This window comes from Pseudomonas sp. SW-3 (assembly GCF_016615645.1).
GTDB classification, from domain to species: Bacteria; Pseudomonadota; Gammaproteobacteria; order Pseudomonadales; family Pseudomonadaceae; genus Aquipseudomonas; species Aquipseudomonas mandelii.
In genome coordinates, this window is record NZ_CP067098.1 from 6,438,278 (window position 1) to 6,460,023 (window position 21,746).

14 protein-coding genes are annotated in these 21,746 nt (G+C 59.3%); 7 read left to right on the plus strand and 7 right to left on the minus strand.

The window, feature by feature from the left end:
* Positions 1–131: 131 nt before the first annotated feature.
* Complete coding sequence (locus tag JIO00_RS29265) at positions 132–4,715, plus strand: dermonecrotic toxin domain-containing protein (RefSeq protein ID WP_200667313.1); 4,584 nt, start codon at positions 132–134, stop codon at positions 4,713–4,715.
* Between the two features lie 132 nt (positions 4,716–4,847).
* Here JIO00_RS29265 and pdxR read toward each other — a convergent pair whose 3' ends face one another.
* The gene (gene pdxR / locus JIO00_RS29270) at positions 4,848–6,398 is read right to left on the minus strand and encodes a MocR-like pyridoxine biosynthesis transcription factor PdxR (RefSeq protein WP_169857211.1); all 1,551 of its coding nucleotides are present in this window, start codon (positions 6,396–6,398) and stop codon (positions 4,848–4,850) included.
* A 90-nt stretch (positions 6,399–6,488) separates the two neighbouring features.
* Between pdxR and JIO00_RS29275 the strand changes: the two genes are divergently transcribed.
* From JIO00_RS29275 to JIO00_RS29285, 3 genes are read left to right on the plus strand one after another with little or no spacing between them, the layout of a single operon-like run.
* The gene (locus JIO00_RS29275; RefSeq protein WP_010465356.1) at positions 6,489–7,112 is read left to right on the plus strand and encodes an FMN-binding negative transcriptional regulator; all 624 of its coding nucleotides are present in this window, start codon (positions 6,489–6,491) and stop codon (positions 7,110–7,112) included.
* 9 nt (positions 7,113–7,121) lie between these two features.
* The gene (locus JIO00_RS29280; RefSeq protein WP_083375434.1) at positions 7,122–7,568 is read left to right on the plus strand and encodes a GNAT family N-acetyltransferase; all 447 of its coding nucleotides are present in this window, start codon (positions 7,122–7,124) and stop codon (positions 7,566–7,568) included.
* Positions 7,569–7,585: 17 nt separating this feature from the next.
* Positions 7,586–8,257: a GNAT family N-acetyltransferase gene (locus tag JIO00_RS29285; RefSeq protein ID WP_200667314.1), complete on the plus strand. Its 672-nt coding sequence runs from the start codon at positions 7,586–7,588 to the stop codon at positions 8,255–8,257.
* A 227-nt stretch (positions 8,258–8,484) separates the two neighbouring features.
* On the opposite strand, the gene JIO00_RS29290 is transcribed toward JIO00_RS29285, so the two are convergent.
* Positions 8,485–8,763: a helix-turn-helix domain-containing protein gene (locus JIO00_RS29290; protein WP_083375432.1), complete on the minus strand. Its 279-nt coding sequence runs from the start codon at positions 8,761–8,763 to the stop codon at positions 8,485–8,487.
* The gene (locus JIO00_RS29295) at positions 8,760–10,112 is read right to left on the minus strand and encodes a HipA domain-containing protein (RefSeq protein ID WP_200667315.1); all 1,353 of its coding nucleotides are present in this window, start codon (positions 10,110–10,112) and stop codon (positions 8,760–8,762) included. The genes JIO00_RS29290 and JIO00_RS29295 overlap by 4 nt, the downstream gene beginning before the upstream one ends.
* A 232-nt stretch (positions 10,113–10,344) precedes the next feature.
* Here JIO00_RS29295 and JIO00_RS29300 point away from each other — a divergent pair, with 232 nt between their 5' ends.
* Both JIO00_RS29300 and JIO00_RS29305 read left to right on the plus strand, forming a co-directional pair.
* Positions 10,345–13,308 carry an autotransporter outer membrane beta-barrel domain-containing protein gene (locus tag JIO00_RS29300; RefSeq protein ID WP_200667316.1) on the plus strand — a complete coding sequence of 988 codons (2,964 nt, stop codon included), beginning with the start codon at positions 10,345–10,347 and terminating at the stop codon, positions 13,306–13,308.
* Positions 13,309–13,508: 200 nt separating this feature from the next.
* Positions 13,509–15,875 carry an autotransporter outer membrane beta-barrel domain-containing protein gene (locus JIO00_RS29305; RefSeq protein ID WP_325166914.1) on the plus strand — a complete coding sequence of 789 codons (2,367 nt, stop codon included), beginning with the start codon at positions 13,509–13,511 and terminating at the stop codon, positions 15,873–15,875.
* 134 nt (positions 15,876–16,009) lie between these two features.
* Here JIO00_RS29305 and oadA read toward each other — a convergent pair whose 3' ends face one another.
* Together oadA and JIO00_RS29315 are read right to left on the minus strand one after the other, a co-directional pair.
* Positions 16,010–17,818, minus strand: coding sequence for a sodium-extruding oxaloacetate decarboxylase subunit alpha (gene oadA, locus JIO00_RS29310; RefSeq protein ID WP_010465372.1), 1,809 nt, complete (start codon positions 17,816–17,818; stop codon positions 16,010–16,012).
* 11 nt (positions 17,819–17,829) lie between these two features.
* Positions 17,830–19,245, minus strand: coding sequence for an acetyl-CoA carboxylase biotin carboxylase subunit (locus JIO00_RS29315; RefSeq protein ID WP_010465373.1), 1,416 nt, complete (start codon positions 19,243–19,245; stop codon positions 17,830–17,832).
* Positions 19,246–19,435: 190 nt separating this feature from the next.
* Here JIO00_RS29315 and JIO00_RS29320 point away from each other — a divergent pair, with 190 nt between their 5' ends.
* The gene (locus JIO00_RS29320; protein WP_010465374.1) at positions 19,436–20,398 is read left to right on the plus strand and encodes a LysR family transcriptional regulator; all 963 of its coding nucleotides are present in this window, start codon (positions 19,436–19,438) and stop codon (positions 20,396–20,398) included.
* Here the strand turns inward: JIO00_RS29320 and JIO00_RS29325 are convergent.
* Together JIO00_RS29325 and hexR are read right to left on the minus strand one after the other, a co-directional pair.
* A complete protein-coding gene (locus tag JIO00_RS29325; protein ID WP_010465375.1) occupies positions 20,340–20,549 on the minus strand; it encodes a PA3496 family putative envelope integrity protein in 210 nt (69 codons plus the stop codon). The two genes, JIO00_RS29320 and JIO00_RS29325, sit on opposite strands and share 59 nt — an antisense overlap.
* Positions 20,550–20,800: 251 nt before the next feature.
* Positions 20,801–21,667 (minus strand): transcriptional regulator HexR, encoded by an 867-nt coding sequence (hexR, locus tag JIO00_RS29330; protein ID WP_008027445.1) that lies wholly within the window; start codon positions 21,665–21,667, stop codon positions 20,801–20,803.
* Positions 21,668–21,746 lie beyond the last annotated feature (79 nt).

Here is a 21,746-nt window from a genome sequence, read left to right on the forward strand (position 1 = left end):
ACCCGCGGCGACGCGGGTCTTTTTTTGCCTGCGATATTTATGTACCACCCGACACGGGTGGCCGCCCGATACCTTCTCCCGATTCCGCGCTGCGCAATCAGCAGCGGCGCGCTCTCAGTCAGGAGACGACCATGTCCGAAACCGTTGCCCCGAGTGCAGAAGAGCTACTGACCCAACTGGTCACCGGCCCCTCGATCAGAGAAGTCGCAGCGGCCGCGCTGAGTCCTGCGCTCAACGCGCTGTATCCGCAGTTGAGGATTGACCCGACACTCGCCACGGTCGTCACCCCGACCTGGGTCGATACCGGCACCGAGGTAGTGCCCGGCCCTAACGTGTTTGAATCGCTCACCGATGTGTTGGTACGACTCGGTTTGTCAGGATCGACGGTGACGCTCATTGATGGAGAACACTTCCTGACCCTGCAACCGGGCGCGGAACCGCAGGCTCAACTGCCGGTGAAAATCGATGCCATCGGCTGCCTGCTCAATGCGCTCGCACCGCAGTTGTTTATCGCCTATCAGCAACAGCAGCTTGATTACTGGAACCAGGAGACAAGCCCTTCGACGCCGCGCTGGCATTCGCTCGCGAAATCGCTGCAGGACATCTGGAGCCCCGATCCCGCCTCGGACTGGGATGCGGATGAAAAAGCCATGGCCCAGGCCATCTTCGATCATCCGGATCGCGCAACTCGGACACAGGACAAGTACCTGACCAAGGCCTGCCTGATCGACACCGATCGGCTTGAGAACGCCGTCAGCGAACACCTGCGCGTTCTGGATATCGCCGTGTTCGTGGGCACATCGGGCGCGCGCACCCTGGTGCTGACGCACTCGATAGCCGAAGGGTTCAAGCGTTACGACTCGGTTGCCGCGCTGGGTGAAGCCGTGTTCAAACACCCTGGAACGTCAAGCGCCGAGCAGACCCTGCAATGGCGTCTGTATGAGCCCGAGGGCAATTTCTTTCACCACCAGGCCTGCGCGCTGATTGCGCTCGAGGTCGAAGCCATCGGTGCATTCGGTGCGGTCCAGCGCGCGTCTGCCACACCTCTTTCGCCACAAATCAGTGCGGCGGCAAAAAGCTTCACTGAATTTGAAGCCCTGCCGTCGTCACGCTTCAACAGGGTTCAGGGGTTGCTGACCGACTGGCTGAAAAACGCTTCGTCGGCGGACCTCTCCCGCTACAGCCGACACTTGATGGACCTGGCACAGCTGCGGGAACAGGACGCTGGAAAAACCTTCGACGAGGACATCGCGTCACTGCCGGCGTTTGCGCTGCAGACCCTGCGAGAGCAGATGATCAAGGATCATCCCGCGGCAGCGGACCTGGACCTGCAAGACATTGAAATCAGCATCACCAGCGTCGTGGTGCTCGGCGCTGTCGTGATACCCGGCAAGACGCAGACCACCACGCTGTCGCTGATCGAGCTGGCGCTGCAAAACCTGATTGCCATTCCGCTGGGAAACAAGACGGTGAACTGCAAAAACGGCGACGCAGTGCCCATCTGGATGACCCCTGCCTATCTTGAAAAGCTCGTCACACAGGTCAATATCGGTGGGGTTTACCCGGCGCTGATCAAGCGCAAGTTGCTTGACGACCCGGCAGAAACGTTGCGACGACAGACGCTCTACACCCGCCATCTGCGTATCCAGCTGCCCTTGCAGGCGCTGCAACAGAAGATGCGCGGCGAGGCGGGTATTGATGAACGTGGTTACCAGTACGTTAACGCCGTCATGCTGGAAAACGCTGCCGACCGCAGGGTAAACGGGCAGGAGATTGTCATTCGACCGCTGGCCTTTATGACCGGTGATCGCGCCAGCAGCCAAGGCGATGAAGTCGCCAACATGTTCGTCATCGGCCCCAGGCTCACCGATCAAGGACCGTGCCTGCTCTACCGACCATTGCTCACCCCCTCGTTGATGCAATACCCGAGCGAGGCCAATCTGCTGTATGCCATCAAACACGAAAAATCACTTCGCCAATCGATCCTGGCCTGGCTGTCCGACGATGTTCGGTTCAACTATTCCCAGTATGTGTTCTCGGGTGATTTGCCTTCAGTCTGGACGTTGACCCAATTGCTGGTCGATCCCACGTCAGCCCTGGGCAAGATGGGCACGGTGACGCTCAGTGCAGCAGCCCTTGATGACACGCCGCTGGCCGCCCTGTTCAAGGCCAACGCCAACGCCATGATTACCTTGGCGGACCAACAATCGGTGTCCAATGCGCAAGCCCGCTGGGCAACACTCAAGCAAGGCACATGGATGCTGTTCAATGTCGCGCTGCCCTTTCTTGGTCGCACCGCCGGGGTGGCTGCGTGGATCTGGCAGATCATGGACGACTTGCAGGACATTACCGAGGCCGCTGAGAACGATGACAGCTCACTCGCCTGGTCCGCCCTGACCGATCTGCTGTTGACCCTCGGCATGGTGCTGGCTCATCGCGCCGCCACTCGCAACAAGCCCGTCTCGCGGTTGCCCGAGAAGGTCGAGCCGCCACGCGTCATACCCGAAAGCAAGCCTGCGCACACCATCACGGTGAGTCATCTGCCCGACCTCAATCAGCCTCCACCCTCCCATGAGGTAGCGATGCACGCCATCGCCACGCTGCCGCCTTCATCCCTGGGCGTCTTGCTTGATGAACTGGCCGTCGCCGAACCCAAAGGGATGGCCGCCGCCTCCAGCGAGCCCGGCCTTCGCCAACACCTCGGTTCGCTCAAGGGAAAATGGTATGCGAAGGTTGGCCAGCGATGGTTCGAGGTCACCCTCAACGACAATGACGATGTGCAGATCATTGATTCACGCCGGTCTCCCGCACGCACGGGGCCGTTGCTGATCAAGAACGCCAGGGGTGAATGGTTTATCGATACGCGGCTGAGGCTCAAGGCCGGAGGCAAGGAGAAACAACGGCTGGAGCAACAAAACCGGCAACGCCAGGCTGAACTGAAACAGCAAATGATCGCGTTCGAAAGCCAGACCCAAAGCCGCGAAACAGAGCTCAAGGAAGCTCAAAAAAACGCCCAGGCGACGACAGCCACCGACACCCATCGCCGCGTGTACCTTGAAATGCTCGACGCGCAGATGTCACTCCTCAGCACCAACATGGAACAGATGAAAGCCTTCAATGCTCGCGAGGCGATTCCCAATTACCGAAAAGCAATGATCAGTCGCCTGGATTTCCAGCTGTCGCTGCTGCAAAGATGGTTCGTTCAACAGCAGTCGGTTTTCGGCAATCAAATGCGCTTTTCCCTCGATCTTCTCGACAACCCGTCAACGGAAAATACACAGACCACCCGGCAAACCCATCAACTCACCGGCGAGTTGACCGCCAGCTACATCAATAAAATCGAGTCGGCACAGGCGTGCTTCGAGCAACTGAACCTGCTCGGCAAAGAAGCCATCGAAGTTATCCGCGACGTTAAAGCCAACATGCCGTCGTTCGATTTAAAGGACCTCAAACTGTTTCAGATCACACTCGGCCAGGAGTTGTGCCTCGACAACAGCGTTGAGCCCGCACCTGAAGCGCGCCAGGCACTGGAGAGCGTTGTCGAAAATGCAGGCCTTGCGATTCAGGCCTCACTGGACCTGATCGCTGACGAAGAAGTGCTGCACTTGCCGGATCGGATCGACGGGCTCAGCGATCTGGTGGAGCAACTGACGATCACCGACCAGCGCATCGTCGATCTGCCCACGGAGTTTCCCGGTCAATTCCTGCAACCAGCCCTCGACGTGATGCGCCAACGTCTCGACGGTTTTCAACAGCGCACCGTGAAACACCTGGCGAGCTTGCTGCGGGAGCGCAAGGCACTCGAGCCGCTACCCGGCCCTTCCCGTCCACCGACCGCGCCCGCCAAGCGAATCATCAAGACCCGCTACAAAGGTACTGTGGTGGGCCAGCCTCGTGCCGACTCCATGACACACGGTTCAGAACTGATCGACGTGACCTCGGCGTTGACCGGTAAAGTCATCTCGACTTTTCATGAGAAAACCCCGGGGGTCTGGGTTGAAAGAGTGGCCCCGCCACCGGTTTCCGCCGTCGTTCTCCAACCCGACTTGAGTGCAAGCACCGCTCAAGGGCAGGCGTTGCTGGAGGGATTGGAAGCGTTCATTCGTCGAACGCAAGCCCATTCAAAAGGGATGCGTCGAATCCCCGTGGAAATCGAGGAGATGTTTCATCAGCAGGCTCACCGGCTGCAGGACGCCGCCAGCGCAATCGACGCAGCGTTGGTCGCGACCAATGCCACCGAGGGCGGTCCGGGATCCGTCGTCGTTTTGGTCAAGCAGCTAAACGACGCGGCGACCAAGCTGTATAACCAGGGACGCGTCACGCGAATCAGCATGACCAAACTACAGCCGCCGACAGCGGAGCGCGTCCGCTGGCTGCAAAGCGAAGGTCAGGTCGACATCGTCAAGAATCCAGGCCGACGCTTGCTCAAAAGCCGTAAACGAGACTATCTCGAGGAATATGAGGTCCGCGATCACAGCAGCCAAAGTGTTCTGTGGTATGCCCACTTTCACTATGCGGAGCCCGCTTCACCTGCACAAGCCTTCACCGCGGCACACCTGAAAACCGTGCAACAACGACTGCTGGGTGGCGCATCCGAGTCCCGCCACGCCAACGACGACCTCCAGGCGATCTCGATCTACCGCAGCGAGATCAGCCCGCAACTGGCGACGTCCCTGTTCTTCGCAAAAGTACCGGCCTCGGCCTCAGGGTCATAAACCGTGCTGAACCCGAGACCTGCATTCGCGGGTCTTTTTTTACCCGCGATATCTATCTACCACCTCCAGTGGCCGACGCCTGATTACCGTCGATGCACCAAGAGGCTTTCCCGGCCTCGTCATTGCAGCCACCTAAGGACGCCAGACCTTTTCCAGTCGCCCGAGCGCGGCGCTGATGGCCGCCTCGGGCACCGCCGCGAAACCCAGGACCAGCCCCGCGCGCTGGTCCACTGGTTCTGTCGAATTCGGCAGCCAGTATCCGCTCAGGGCATTGATCTCGACGTCGACACTCGCCGCCTGCTCTACCAGCTCGCGCTCGCGGGCCTGTGAGTCGACCGCCACGGTCAGATGCAGCCCTGCCGCGACACTCGGCAGGCTGCCGACGCCGGGAATATTCCGCGGCCAACCGGCCAGCAAGGTATTGCGCCGGCTCAGGGCCGCGCGACGCATGCGGCGGATATGCCGCTGGAAATGCCCGGCAGCCATGAACTCGGCCATGACCGCTTGGGTACTGACCTCGGAGTGCCGGACGTCCACCGCTCGACGTTGCGAAAACGCCTGCACCAGCGTTGGTGGCAACACCAGGTAACCCAGGCGCAGCGCCGGGAAGGCAACTTTGCCAAACGTCCCGACGTACAAAACCCGGCCCTGCCGGTCGAGTGCGGCCAACGGGGCCAGTGGCGCGCCGCTGTAGCGGTATTCGCCATCGTAGTCGTCCTCGACGATCCAGCCTTGGGTACGTTCGGCCCAGGCCAGTAACTCAAGACGTCGCGCCAGGCTCATCACCACCCCGGTCGGGTATTGATGCGACGGCGTGACATACGCCAGTCGACAATCGCTGAGGCCATTCAATTCGTGGCAGTCGATGCCCTCACTGTCCACCGCCACGCCATGCAATCGCGCACCGGCCACGGCGAAGGCATGACCTGCCGCCCGATACCCCGGATTCTCGATCGCCACCCCATCGCCCGGTTCCACCAGCAGCTGTGCACAAAGGCTAATCCCCTGCTGCGCGCCGCTGGTGATCACTATTTGTTCAGCCGAACACTGCATTCCTCGCGAACTGCGCAAATACGCGGCGATCATGCCGCGCAAACGCTCGTCCCCTGCCGGATCGCCATAACACAGTTGCTGTAAATCCGGTTTACGCCAGAAAGCGGCATTCAGCTTGGCCCAGACCTCGAAAGGAAACAGATCGAACGCCGGAACACCCACCCGAAAAGCCCGCGGCGGACCGCTCGGCGGCAGGGCCAAATGGTTCTTTTCTACGCGCCCCAACGCCCCACTGTGGATAACTTTACTGGATGAAATCACAGGTAAATCCAGCCAATTTGTGGATAAGGCTGTGGGTAACCCTGTTGACAACCCTGTGGATACTTTTGTGGATAATTTTTTCCCGGATGCCGCGGTTTGAGGCAATTGCGCGACGTAAGTCCCGTCACCCACCCGCCCCTCGATAAACCCCTCGGCATAGAGCTGGTCGTAGGCCCGCACCACACTGTTGCGGGAAATTGCCAACGCCGCCGCCAGATCCCGGGTGGCCGGCAATCGCGTGCCACTGGCCAGTCGTCCGTCGAGCACCCGCAGGCGCAAGGCCTGATAGAGCTGGCGACTCAGACCTTGGCGACGGTCGAGTTCGATACCCGCGGGGTTGAAGGACAACGAAAGCGACGTCTCGCTCATGACAATGGACCTATGAAATTGGTCATTAATGGCTCTTACAACAGACCAATAGCCTGCCTAGGATGGATGCATTCGCCAAGGAATATTTCCATGTACAACCCCAGCGGCTTTGCCATCAAAGATTTGCATGAACTGCAGCAGCAGATAATCGACACGCGTCTCGCCATGGTGGTCACCCACGGCGAGCAAGGTTTGCAAGCCAGTCATCTGCCGCTGTTATTCAATCCTGAGCAGGGCCCGAATGGCACCCTCTACGGCCACTTCGCCCGGGGCAATCCCCAGTGGAAGGAACTGCAGAACGGCGCCGAAGCCCTGGTGATTTTTGCCGGTGCCGACGCTTATGTCAGCCCGGGGTTTTACCCGAGCAAAGCCGAGCACGGCAAAGTCGTGCCGACCTGGAACTACGTCGCCGTGCACGCTTACGGAACCGCCGACGTGTTCACCGAGGCCGATCGCCTGCTCAACCTGGTGAGTGCGCTGACCGATCGTCACGAAGCAAGTCGCCAGCAGCCGTGGAAAGTCACCGACGCGCCCGCCGACTACATCGACGGCATGCTCAAAGCCATCGTCGGGTTTGCCCTGCCGATCCAGCGCCTGGAAGGCAAGCGCAAGCTCAGTCAGAACCGCAGCGCTGCAGACATCGCCGGTGTGCGCGAGGGGCTCGCCGCCAGCCCTGATGTGCATGACCAGGCCCTCGCCCACTTGATGCGTTAAGGAATGAACATGAGTCAGATTGAAATTCGCCCGGTCAGCGCAGACGATCACGCCGCCTGGCTGCCGCTGTGGCAAGCCTACCTGCGCTTCTACAACACCGAATTGCCCGAGGCGGTCACGGACAGCACCTGGCAGCGCATGCTCGACCCGAATGAACCGACTCACTCGGCGTTGGCCTGGGTCGATGGCAAGGCGGTCGGCATGGTGAACTTCATCTACCATCGCTCGAACTGGAGTATCGAAAACTCCTGCTACCTTCAAGACTTGTTGGTAACGCCGCAAACCCGGGGCACCGGCATCGGCCGCAAGCTCATCGAATTTGTGTACGCCACCGCCAAAGCGGATGGTTGCTGCAAGGTCCACTGGCTGACCCACGAAACCAACGCCACCGCGATCCAGCTCTACGAGCGCATCGCCGAACGCCCCGGTTTCATCCAGTTTCGCAAAGCCCTTTAAGGTTCAAGGAGAACACTATGTCGACTTCACTCGCAGACTGGAAAGGCGCCCCGGCGCCGTCGGTTCAAGCCATCGAAGGGCGTTTCATCCGCCTGGAAAAACTCGACCCGTCGCGTCACGCCGAGGGTTTATGGAAAGCCCTGCAAGGCCCGGGATCAGACCCGAAACTCTGGGACTATCTGCCTTACGGCCCTTTCCCGGAGCGTAGCGCTTTCAATGATTGGCTGAACAACCATGCAGCCAACAGCGACCCGTATTTCTTCAGCGTGATCGACCGTGCCAGCGGTGATGTACAGGGCCTCCTGAGTCTGATGTCGATCGTCCCGGCCCAAGGTCGCATCGAAATCGGCCACGTCACCTTCGGCGCGCCGATGCAGCGTTCGCCGAAAAGCACCGAGGCCGTTTACTTACTGGCCAAGGAATCCTTTGCACTGGGCTACCGGCGCCTGGAGTGGAAATGCAATAACGGCAACGCCCGCTCCAAGTACGCGGCCGAGCGGCTTGGGTTCAGTTTTGAAGGCGTGTTCCGTCAGCACATGGTGGTCAAGGGACAGAACCGGGATACGGCGTGGTATTCGATTCTGGATTCAGAATGGCCGGCGATTGGCGCGGGGTTTGAGCAGTGGCTATCCGATGAAAACCAGACGGAGTCCGGGCAGGTGAAAACACTGGTCGAGTGCCGCAGGTAGCTTTCAGAGTCTGGACGTACGGCTTCGCGGGCGAGCCGGATCGCCCGCGAAGTTTTGGATGTTCATTAACGCCTCGCTAAATCCCGCCTCCAGCCCAGCGAACCTGAAGTATCACAACCGTCCTCAATCACATTGGCGAAATGCAGGCGCATTTATGAATAAATGCCCATACCCGCAACTTCAGTCCGTTGCTACACCCATTAAGCAAAAGCGGAGCTTGAGTTTTCTTAGTTCAAGTCTCGCCGAATCCGCACTACACCCATCTTCAGTCCAAACGGCTTGAACACGGCATTCAGCGATTTCAACGTTTGATTCCCTTCCCCATGCTCGATATGTACCAGCGTGCGCACCGAAATTTTGCACATTTTTGCGAATTGGGTCTGGTGCAGCCCTGTGGCCTCTACTCGTAATCGACGAACTGCCTCGCCTATCTCAAGAGTGCCTTGAGCCAGCCCTTCCTGGATACTTTCAATGAGTACAGTACGCTCGGCCACTGTCATGCTCATTTCAGGTCCCACTCTTTCAAACGCTGCTCCAGATTTTTCAAGGCAATTCGCGGGTGATTCATTGTTGCGTCGGGCAAGCCACTGGCGGTCAAAATGTCGGGGAGTGCTGCCAGATGTTTGGCATCCTCGCGCAATCGTTCGAAAGAATTCGACGCGTCACTCACCGCAGCTAATGGATCATTAGGATCGGCAATGTCAGCCAATGCTCGACATACGCCACGCCAATCAACGTCACCCGCTCTCTCCAGCTCTTTTGGCCATTTGGTAGTGCGTGTCACACCTTCGTCGTCCATCACCATAGGCGCCAGATCATAGATCGGTGCTAAACGAAACGAAGCTGTGTCCCGAAGGATTGCGGTGTTGCGGCCATGGTTATCTGAGTTGCCGAGGATTTTATTGATCAGATCCCGACGCAGGTAGTCAGCAACAAGATTCGGGATTTGGTCCGTCTGCCCCGCTTCACGCCAGAGTCTCGCAAGTAGCCGGATAACCTCCATGTGGTCCATTGCGCTACCGGGCGTGGTTATTTGCGCCAAAGAATAGATCGACTCCACGGCAAAACGCTCGACCCCCTGAGGGGTTACTTGTCGGTCAAAACGCTGCATCCACAAACTAGGTTTGGTCGCCTCTTCCAACGCCAAGCCCTGTTCTGCCACCGTCTCGATGTCTAGTTTCTGTAGTGCTTTGTAGTAGTGGTATTCGCTTCTGAGGATATCTTGATCGTTCCTGTTTCCTTTGTTGCGAGAGAACTTCACGAACCAGTGCTGGGTAACGTCTGCGTCGTCCAATACTGCGTCCGGGTATAAATTTCCATCCTTACCCTGAACTAACAAAAGTTTGGGCGCCTCGCCACCCGCCCCCGTTGCTCCACCAATAGCGGCGCCTTGCTCATAGGCATATTCGAGAAACCGGTTATCACGACTAATGACCTCTTGGCGTTTAAACCCTATAGCCTCACGCTGATCTACCGCCTCGACGGATTCCTTTATGCGCATATTGCCAATCGGTGCCGGAGTGCTTCTGGCCACTAAATAAAGATCAGTACTGATATCAGTAGGCTTGTCGCGACCTATGCGCGCCAGAAGAAATCTCTTGGCTGCACCGGAAGGTGCAATATCGTGCAGAAATGCTGGTGCACTGGATCGCTTGCCCTCCCATTCAAGGGGAAACCTGGCACTCACCGCCTTGGCAAATGGAGCTCCGATGTCCTCAATATTTTCGATGAGATAAGGTGTTGCGTAGCCGAAGTTACATCGACTTTCGAATCCTTTTTCAGGGCTGTCGAAGCTCAAGACCATGGCGTCGTGCCATTTCCCTGTAATGAAAATCTGTAAAGTCAGGTCGTACATGCCATCAGCACCTGCATAAATGCATTTCTTGAGGATTTCTTAAGCCTTGAGTGCACTATAGTGCGTTTGTGAAGCCCCAGGTCTACGCTTAAACGCATTAAAATGCAGATAGATCACGATTAGCCGTTTTAGAATGCAAAATAATGCAGATACAGGGGGGCGCGCAGACATCATTCTGTAAAAACCCTCCGCTATACAAGACGGCCCGCTTATAACAAAAAGGCCGTCTCACATGCCCTTCTCCCCCCAGCGCCTGGCACTCAGCATCGCGTTGTTGATCAGCACCGGCGCCCACGCCGCACCCTTCAAGAATGTGCAGATCGACACGCCGACCACCGCTGCACAAACCCTGGGCGGCGCAGACACGCTGACGATTTTAGCGCCGGGCAGCATCACCAACGCTGGCAAGGCAGTGAGCCTGAAAGACAGCACCAGCGGTGTGGGTGTGGTGATCGATAACTCGGGCAGGATCACCTCGACCGGCGGCCGGGCGATCGACAGCAGCGGTGACCTGACCCAGGCACGCAACTACAGCATTTATAACCGCGCGGGTGGGCAGATTCTCGGTTTCAACGACGCATTGCGCATCGACAGCAACTTCGCCAGCGGCAGCTTGCTGATCGACAACAGCGGCATTATCCGCTCGACCACCGGCCAAGGGCTGGACCTGGATGCGCTGCGCAGTGCCGGGGTCAAAACGACGATCATCAACCGCGCAGGCGGGTTGATTCGCGGGGACGCCAGCGATGGCATGAAGACCGGCGCCAACGCGATAATCACCAACTATGGCGAGATCTCTACCGGCGACGCTCGAATCGCTGACAACAAATTCGACGGTATCGACATCGACACCGCGACCGGCGTGACGGTGACCAACTACGGCAGCATTTTCGGTGGCCGCCATGGCATCACCACTGACCTGGGCGCGACACTCACCAACTACGGTCAAATCACCGGCCGCAACGGCTCGGGCTTCGGCTCCGATGGCGACGGCACCGTCATCAACCACGGCACGATTACCGGTGCTTATTCGGGCCTGCAACCCAATGGCGACGGTGATGGCGTGGACATCGACAAGCTCGCCCACATCGAAAACTACGGCACCATTCAAGGTGTCGGTGCCGGCGGTGTCGACAAGGGGGGGTTCGCCAACGGCAGCGAAGGCATCGCGTTGGGTGGCGGCTATGTATTGAACGCCAACGGGGCGCTGATCAGCGGCGCCAACAGCGCCATTTTGGTGGACGACGGCAGCGGCGGTTCGGGCGTGGCCGCGACCACGCTGGAAAACTTCGGCACCATTCAGGGCCTCGACGGATTCGGCGTGAAGTTCGTCGGCGGGTTCGATGACAGCGTGATCAACGGCGGCACGATCAGCGGCAGCAATGGCCTGGCGCTGGATTTGGGTGGCGGCAACGACAACCTGACAGTGCGCAATGGCAGCCGCTTCGTCGGCATGGTCGACGGCGGCAGCGGTGACGACCGCGTGGTGATGGACGACGCGGCGGGCGGACATTTCGGTGCGAGTCGCAACTTCGAATGGCTGGAGGTCAGGCACGGGGCCTGGACGCTGACCGGCAGCGGTGATTTCAGCGACGGCGGCGCGGTGCGCAATGGTGCAACGCTGATCAACCAAGGCGGCATCGCTGGCACTTTGACCGTCGATGCGGGCGGTGTATATGCCGGTGGTGGTTCGGTCGGCAACTTGCTGGTCAACGGGACGTTACGGACCAACACTCAACTCGGCACAGCAACCATCACCCACGACTTGACCATGGGCAGCGGCGCGACCCTGGCCTACGGCGTCAATGCCGATGGCAGCAGCGCGCCGATCCAGGTCGGCGGCTTAGCCAACCTGAACGGCTCAACCCTGGCGGTGAACCCTGGCAGCGGCACTTATCCGTGGCAGAGCCACTACACCGTCCTGCAAGCCGCGAGCATCAACGGCACCTTCGGCAAGGTCACCAGCGACTACGCGTTCATCACGCCGACCCTCGCTTACACCCCGACACAAGTCGACCTGACCTACACGCGCAACGATGTCGCCTTCAACGAATTCGCCGTCACGGGTAACGGCAGCAACGCCGCCAACAGCCTGGCCTCGATGGGCAAAAACAACGCGCTCTACAACGCACTGCTGAACACCACCAGCGCCACGGCCGGCGCGGCGATCGAGCAACTCGCCGGCGCCAGCAATGCCAACCTGACCAGCGCCACCCTCAGCGCCAGCAGCCAGATCGGCAGCAGCATGCTGTCGGCGATGCAGCAAATGGGCGGTGGCCCAGGATTGCTGGTCGGCCTGGATCAGCGCGACACCCCAGTACTCGCCGCCGCTGGCGTTCCCTCCGAAGCCCGCAACCTCAATGACCCGAACGCCCAAGGCCGACTCTGGCTGCAAGCCATCGGCGGCTACGGCAAGCTCGATGGCGAGCATGGCAGCAGCGGTCTGGAGCAGCGCACCAAAGGCAGCGTGCTCGGGGCCGACTGGGCGCTCAATCCACAATGGCGATTGGGTGTTCTGGGCGGTTATTCGAAAACAGATCTGGATGCCACGGGAGTCGATGGCAATGTCGAGAGCTGGCACGCCGGCGTCTATGCCTTGCGCCAAAGCGGTCCCTTCGCTTTGCGCCTTGGTGCCGCGTACAGCGGTCATCAGGGTGAAAGCAAACGCACGGTGGCCTTCAACGGCTTCAGCGACCGCCCAAAAGGCGATTACGACGCCGACAGCCAGCAGGCCTTCGCCGAACTGGGCTACGCAATGGGCAGCGGTCGACTCAGTGCCGAGCCGTTTGCCAACCTCGGCTACCAGCGTTATCACCGCGACCGCTACCAGGAAAAAGGCGGCGCCGCCGCCCTTCAAGTCGACAAACAAACCCAGGACAACTTCAGCAGCACCTTCGGCTTGCGCCTGGCGCACCTGAGTTCACTGGAGAACGGTATGAGCCTGACGCCCCGTATGACCGCAGGCTGGAAGCACACCTATGGCGATGTCAGTAACTCGACGCGTCAGGCTTTTGTGGTCGGGGGAACGGCGTTCAGCGTTGATGGCAGTTCACTGGACCGTGACAGTCTGGTGCTGGAAGCCGGGCTGGACCTGGGCATTTCGGCGCGGCATTCGGTGGGGATTGGGTACAGCGGAGAGATGGGGAGCAACAGCCGCAATCATGGGGTGATTGGGCAGTGGCAGATGAGTTTCTGATCCGTAAAAAACAGACCAGTCCGGAAAGGTTGTAGGCAAATACTCCACCGTGTGAAGGCCAATGCACACGTAATCTGCGGAGTAGGATTTTTGCTACAACCGAATTTCCATGGCCCTTCAAAAATGCCGGAAACGCCCGGCATTCAAGGACCAGCGCTCCCTCCTAGAGTTTGACCTTCTCAAAAACAAGGTCAAATTCAATGCCCACGCCGTCCACTTATCGCCCGCATCGACTCGCCCTGGCGATCGCCCTCTCCCTTGGCTGCATCGATGTATCGATGGCTCAGCAACCAGAGATTGAAGCGGCTGTCGAAGCGCCCGACAAAAAAGCTCGAACAACCGCTTGGCGAAAAAGTGATGATCTTTTGGCGATCAGGAACTTCATTGGTCCGATGCAGCATGCCGTCAAACCCGCTTCACTAAAGCCCCAAGAACCGGTAATTCAGCCGCCAACTGATTCGGCTGCCCCGGAACCTGTAGATCTCGCAGCGCACCTTTACGACTTTCCCGAAACTGCCGACGATTCGCTCCCACCGCCATCGCCCGCAACACCGGAAGGCGAACCCGGCCCGGTTTCGGCTGAGGTGCCAGCGAATCCTGCTCCACCTGTAGCCGCTACCACGGAACCCATCGATCCAGCAGAGCCTCTTTACGAGTTACCCGGGAACAATGATGTCCCGCTCGAAACGGTAGATAACGATTTACCGATGACGTTCGACGAATTCTCAAATGCCGATGGCGTCAAGCGCACCACTGCAGCAGGGCGGTACGAAAGCATCGACGGCGTCTCACTGACACTGGGGATGGGAGATGACCTTCTTATCATCGGTAGCGGTGTCAGCTTTGCAGGAGAAATTCAGGGCGGTGGTGGGAAAAACGCAATACTGCTCGACTCCCCCGAGGGCGGCGTACTCGACAAAACCAGTAACTTTTCCGGGTTGCGAGTCGCGCAAGGCGCTTGGTCTTTGACGGGTAAAGACGACTTCGACCGCGGAGCCGAGGTATTGGACGGCGCATCGCTGTTCAACATGGGCAGCATCGCGGGTGATGCCATTGTTCGCGAAGGGGGTCGCTACGGAGGCCAAGGTGAAGTACGCAATCTTTATGTAGACGGTACATTGCAGGTCAGCGAGCGGCTTGGCGCTCCACGCATCAAAGGAGACCTGATATTCACAGAGGGTGCCACGCTCTCCTACGGCGTAACGGCTACCGGCAAGCCTCCCACCATCATCGTCGAAGGTATTGCAGCGCTTGAAAATGCCTCACTGGAGGTTGCTGCACTGCCGGGCAACTATCCCGACAGCAGTGATTACACAGTGCTGAAAGCCGGCCTGGTGGAAGGAAAATTCGGTAGCGTCACGAGCAATCTGGCGTACATGACGCCGAAGCTGTCTTACTCCAAGACTGATGTGGTGCTCAACTACGCTCGCAATGAAGTACCGATAGAGGATTTCGCCGCAGACGACAATGCTCGAGCGTTTGGCCAAAGCGTGGCCGAGCCGACGGCTAAAACAAGTGAGTCCAATGCGGCCGTCACCGCCCTGCTCACCACCGACAAATCCACCGCCACCTACGCTCTTGAGCAACTGGCCGGTGACAGCAATGCCAACCTCGCCAAGGCAACCCTCAACAGCGACAGCCCCGTCAGCGCCTCCTTGCTCTCGACCATGCGCCAACTGGACCGCGCCAGCGCGTACAACCCACGCGGCAACCGTTCCAACTCGCCACGACTCGCCGCCGGCAGCCCGGAAAACGGCAGGGTCTGGCTGCAAGCCTTGGGACACGGTGGAACGCTGGATCGCGACCACTACGCTCTGCAAACGTCGACCAAAGGCCTCGTTCTGGGCGCAGATTGGGGTGTCGATGAGGAATGGCGTGTCGGTGTGATGGGCGGCAAGTCTGAGACTCGCCTGGACAGCCGCGAACTAGACGGCGATCTCGACAGCTGGCACTTGGGCGCCTATGCCCTGCGCCAGAGCGGCCCCATGTCGCTGCGTCTGGGCGCGACCTACAGCAATCACGACGCCGGCACTAAACGTCGGGTTGCCTTCAACGGTTTCAGCGACCGCCCCGAAGGCCGTTATGCTGCCAGCACCCAGCAGGCCTTCGCGGAAGTGGGTTACAACCTGGGTCGAGCCAATGTCAGCATCGAACCCTTTGCCAGCCTTGGCTACCAACGCTATCAGCGCGACGGTTACACGGAAAAAGGTGGCGCGGCAGCGTTGAAAGTCCACGGCCAGACCCAGAACAACCTCAACAGCACGTTCGGCCTGCGACTGGCGAAGATCAACACCCTGGATAACGGCATGCAACTGACCCCGCGGTTCAGTGCCGGCTGGAAACACACCTACGGGGATATCGACATCGACACCCGTCAGCGACTGGCAACGGGCGGAAAGAACTTCACCGTTTCCGGTGCGCCGCTGGACCGTGACAGCTTGCTGGTTGATACAGGTCTGGACCTTGGCTTGTCAGCGAAACATACGTTGGGGGTCGGCCTTAACGGCGAGATCGGCACTGACAGTCGCAATCACGGAGTAATGGGACAGTGGCGGATGGCGTTCTGATCAACCATTGATTCACCCAGTCCCAGTGGGAGCGAGCAGGCTCGCTCCCACATGTTCAAACGCGAAACTGCGGGCAAAAAAAAGGGGAGCACATGCCCCCCCGAGGTTTAAAACGGTGTATCGAGGCTGTTATCTCAGCCTTCGATCTCGATCAGGATTTCGCCCGGGTTCACCCGGTCGCCCTTCGCCACATGGATGGCGGTGACTTTACCGGCGATGGCCGCCTGGACTTCGGTTTCCATCTTCATCGCTTCGGTGATCAGCACGGCCTGGCCGGCCTTCACGGTATCGCCTTCCTTGACCAGCACGTCGACGATGTTGCCCGGCATGGTGGTGCTGACGTGGCCCGGAGCTGTGGCTTGCTTGCGCTTGCTGTTGCCGCCGCTGACGAATTCGTTGAGCGGTTCGAACACCACTTCTTCCGGCATGCCGTCGATCGACAGATAGAAGTGACGCTTACCTTCAGCCTTGACGCCAACACCGGTAATGTCGACGCGGTAGGTTTCGCCGTGGACGTCGATGACGAACTCGGTCGGCACGCCTTCACCACCGGCCGAGGTCACACCGCCGGCTTCAGGAATCGGCAGCAGCACTTCTGGCGTCAGGGTGCCGGCCGCGCGTTCTTCGAGGAATTTGCGGCCGATGTCCGGGAACATGGCGTAAGTCAGCACGTCTTCTTCAGACTTGGCCACGGCACCGATCTCGGCACGCAGCTTGGTCATTTCCGGCTTCAGCAAATCGGCCGGACGCACGTCGATCACGTCTTCGCTACCAATCGCCTGACGACGCAGTTTCTCGTTCACAGTGCCCGGCGCCTTGCCGTAGCCGCCTTGCAGGTAGAGCTTCACTTCGTTGGTGATGGTCTTGTAGCGCTCGCCGGCCAGCACGTTGAAGAACGCCTGGGTGCCAACGATTTGCGAGGTCGGGGTCACCAGCGGCGGGAAACCAAGGTCTTCACGAACTCGCGGGATTTCGGCCAGCACCTCGGCCATGCGGTTCAGGGCCCCCTGCTCTTTCAGCTGGTTGGCCAGGTTGGAGATCATCCCGCCCGGTACCTGGTTGACTTGCACACGGGTATCGACTGCGGTGAACTCGCTTTCGAACTGGTGGTATTTCTTGCGCACGGCGTAGAAATACAGACCGATCTCTTGCAGCAGCTCCAGGTTCAAACCGGTGTCGAACTCGCTGCCTTTAAGGGCGGCGACCATCGACTCGGTGCCTGGGTGGCTGGTGCCCGAAGCGAAGCTGGAGATCGCGGTGTCGATGTGGTCGGCACCGTTTTCGATGGCCTTGAGTTGGCACATCGTGGCCAGGCCAGCGGTGTCGTGGGAGTGGATGAACACCGGCAGCGATTGCTCGGATTTCAACGCCTTGACCAGTTCGCCGGTGGCGTATGGCGTCAGCAAACCGGCCATGTCCTTGATCGCCACCGAGTCGCAACCCATGGCTTCCATTTGCTTGGCTTGAGCCACGAACGCGTCAATGGTGTGCACCGGGCTGGTGGTGTACGCGATGGTGCCTTGGGCATGTTTGCCGGCCGCTTTTACGGCTTCGATGGCGACGCGCAGGTTACGCACATCATTCATGGCATCGAAGATGCGGAATACGTCGATGCCGTTGACCGCGGCCTTGGCGACGAAAGCCCTGACCACATCGTCGCTGTAATGGCGGTAGCCCAGCAGGTTCTGGCCACGCAGGAGCATTTGCAGGCGCGTGTTAGGCAGCGCGGCGCGCAGTTGGCGCAGACGCTCCCACGGGTCTTCTTTGAGGAAGCGTACGCAAGCGTCGAAAGTCGCGCCGCCCCAGCATTCCAGCGACCAGTAGCCGACTTTGTCGAGCTTGTCGCAGATCGGCAGCATGTCTTCGGTGCGCATGCGGGTGGCGAGCAGCGATTGGTGGGCGTCGCGCAGGATGGTGTCGGTTACAAAGATCTTCTTGCTCATTCTTATATTCCTCACAGGCCTGCGTGGGCGGCGATGGCGGCGGCGATGGCCAGGGCCAGCTCTTCGGGTTTGCGCTTGATCGAGTAGTTGGTCAGTTCAGGGTGGCTATCAACGAAGCTGGTATTGAACTGGCCGCTACGGAATTCAGGGTTACGCAGGATTTCCTGGTAGTACGCGGCAGTGGTCTTGACCCCTTGCAGACGCATGTCGTCGAGGGCGCGCAAGCCACGGTCCATTGCTTCTTCCCAAGTCAGCGCCCACACCACCAGTTTCAGGCACATGGAGTCGTAGAACGGCGGAATGGTGTAGCCGGTGTAGATGGCCGTGTCGGTGCGCACGCCGGGGCCGCCGGGCGCGTAGTAACGGGTGATCTTGCCGAAGCTCGGCAGGAAGTTGTTTTTCGGGTCTTCGGCGTTGATCCGGAATTGCAGCGCGAAACCGCGGTGCTGGATGTCTTCCTGTTTCACCGACAGCGGCAGGCCGGACGCAATGCGGATCTGCTCACGGACGATGTCGATCCCGGTGATTTCTTCGGTGATGGTGTGTTCCACCTGCACCCGGGTGTTCATCTCCATGAAGTACACCTCGCCCTCGGCGAGCAGGAACTCCACGGTGCCGGCGTTCTCGTAGCCCACGGCCTTGGCTGCGCGCACAGACAGGTCGCCGATGTAGGCGCGCTGTTCCGGGGTCAGTTGCGGGCTTGGCGCGATTTCGATGAGCTTCTGGTTACGGCGCTGGATCGAGCAATCACGCTCGAACAGGTGCACCACGTTGCCAAAGCTGTCGCCGAGGATCTGCGCTTCGATGTGTTTCGGGTTGACGATGCATTTTTCCAGGAACACTTCCGCCGAACCGAAGGCCTTGGTGGCTTCGGAAATGACGCGCGGGAAGGCTTGTTCGAGTTCTTCACGGCTGTCGCAACGACGAATACCCCGGCCACCACCACCGGACGTGGCCTTGAGCATGACCGGATAACCGATGCGGTCACCTTCGACCAAGGCTTCGGCGATGTCCGCGACGTTGCCTTCGGTCCCCGGGGTGACGGGTACGCCTGCCTTGATCATGCTGCGACGGGCTTCAGTCTTGTCGCCCATGCGGCGAATTACTTCAGCCGATGGACCGATGAACTTGATGCCGCGCTCGGCGCAAATGTCCGCCAGTTCAGCGTTTTCCGACAGGAAACCATAGCCGGGATGCAAGGCATCACAACCGGTTTCGACCGCCAGATTCACCAGCTTGCGCGCATTCAGGTAACCGGCCAATGGCTCGGCACCGATGCTGTGGGCCTCATCCGCACGCTTCACATGCAAGGCATGGCGATCGGCGTCGGAATAGATCGCGACCGAGCGAATGCCCATCTCGGCGCAGGCACGCACGATTCGTACGGCAATCTCACCACGGTTGGCGATCAGGATCTTTTTTATCACTTGGAGGTTCCCTTGAGCCGGTGGTACCCACGACCTGCTAGACCAGGTCGACGCGTGACTAAATGTTTCGACTTAGTCGCAGCCCCACACTAGCCCCCACAAGGGATTAACAAAAATGATTAATAATTGGGTTAGCCATAAGTAAAGACTTATAGTTGATCCATCAGCTTGTGGCGAGAGTGCTTATAAAATGCGTAAGTCATTGATGCGTATGACATTGCGTCAATTGCAGATCTTCAATGAGGTCTGTGATTTGAGGTCGTACAGCCGGGCAGCCGATGAAATGTCCCTCACCCAACCGGCCGTCAGCTTGCAGATTCGTCAGCTTGAGGAGCTGATTGGTCAGCCTTTGTTCGATTACGTCGGCAAAAAACTCTACATGACGGAAGCCGCCGAAGCACTACAGCGTGCCAGTCGAGACATTTTCGGGCGCCTGGAAAACCTCGATATGCAGCTGTCGGACATGCAGGGATCGTTGCAGGGACAGCTGAAACTGGCGGTGGAATCCAGCGCAAAGTATTTCGTCCCGCACTTGTTTGCTGCGTTCAAGCGTCAGCATCCGGAAGTGAATCTGCAACTGACGGTGGTCAACCGAGGGCAGGTGATCCGTCGATTGTCTGATAACCGCGACGACCTGGTGATCATGTCCATGGTGCCGCAGGACATGGGGCTGGAATTCCTGCCGTTCCTCAACAACCCGATCGTGGCCGTGGCGCCACCGGACCATCCGCTGTGTCACATGGGGCCGCTGCGCCTGCAAGACCTCGAGCCTTACACCCTGCTGCTGCGCGAGCCCGGCTCTGGAACGCGTATGGCGTGCGAAGAGTATTTCAAAGAGAAGCGCGTGCACTTCAACCAGACGCAGGAGGTCTCATCGGCCGAAGCCCAGCGTGAATGTGTGCTGGCGGGTCTGGGCGTCGCGCTGTTGACGCGCCACGCCCTGAACCTTGAGTTGGCGACCGGCGGATTGATCGAGTTACCGGTCGAAGAACTGCCGCTGTACCGCAGCTGGTGCCTGGTGCAGGCCAAGGCCAAACGGCTGTCGCCGGTGGCCCACGCATTCCTTGCGTTTATCCGCAGCGAACGGGTGCAGATCAGCGCCCTGGTTGAGCGTTTCGACGGGAAGTTGCGGGAGCTGCCTGCCAGTAGTTGAGTTCCAGATCAGAAAAATCGCCGATCTCGGCCAGCAACTGGCGGCGCTCGCAGCGATCTTCGATGGCGCGGCGAAATTCCATGCGGCGCTGGTCTTCTTGCTGGCGACGGGTTTTGACGGCGCTGTTGCGTTCTTCGTAGGGCTGGGCCATTTCGAGTCTCCCAAGGCGATTACGGGAGTTTCAAGATAGGCGCGAGGGATGACGGTTTGGCGGCGGGTGGGTTACAGAACGATGAAACTCGCAGACTGACCGCGAACCTGTGGCGAGGGAGCTTGCTCCCGCCCGGCTGCACAGCCGTCGTAATGAGCCTGATGCGATTGGTCAGAACATCGCTGTGAATGGTTTGGGGCCGCTCCGCAGCCCAGCGGTAGCAAGCTCCCTCGCCACAATTCCAGCCATTATCAGTCGTCGAGGGCTTTCACTGATTTGGGCGACAGCCGCAAGCTGCGCAGACTGCGTTTGACGCTCTTGAGGTGGTTGACCAGGCTCGGCCCGCGCGCCATGGCCACGCCCATCGCCAATACGTCGATCACCACCAGGTGAGCGATACGCGAGGTCAGCGGCGTGTAGATTTCAGTGTCTTCATGCACATCAATCGCCAGGTTGACGGTCGACAGCTCGGCCAACGGCGTCTGGCTCGGGCACAACGTGATCAACGAGGCGCCGCTCTCGCGCACCAGGTTAGCGGTGATCAACAAATCCTTGGAACGCCCGGACTGGGAAATACAGATCGCCACATCGGTCGGTTTCAAGGTGACCGCAGACATCGCTTGCATGTGCGGATCGGAATACGCCGCCGCAGTCAGCAGCAAACGGAAGAATTTGTGCTGGGCATCCGCCGCCACCGCGCCCGACGCGCCAAAGCCGTAGAACTCGACGCGTTGGGCCTGGGACATCAGCGACACAGCCCTCTGCAATTCCACCGGATCGAGCTTCTCGCGAACCTCCATCAAGGTGTGCAGGGTAGTGTCGAAGATTTTCAGGCTGTAGTCCGCGACCGAATCGTCTTCATGGATCGCAAACTGACCAAAACTCGCACCTGCCGCAAGGCTCTGCGCGAGCTTGAGTTTCAAGTCCTGGAAACCGGAACAACCGATGGCGCGGCAGAAGCGCACGATGGTCGGCTCACTGATGCCCACGCTATGGGCCAGGTCGGCCATGGAGCTGTGCATCACCGCCGCCGGATCAAGCAGCACGTGGTCGGCGACCTTGAGCTCCGACTTGCGTAAGAGGTGGCGTGACTGGGCGATGTGTTGCAGCAGATTCAAAGGTCTGGACTCTTTGTTATTGGCAGGGGCCGGGGATGTAGCAAGCTTGTAGTTATACTACATGAATCGGCTTTTTGCC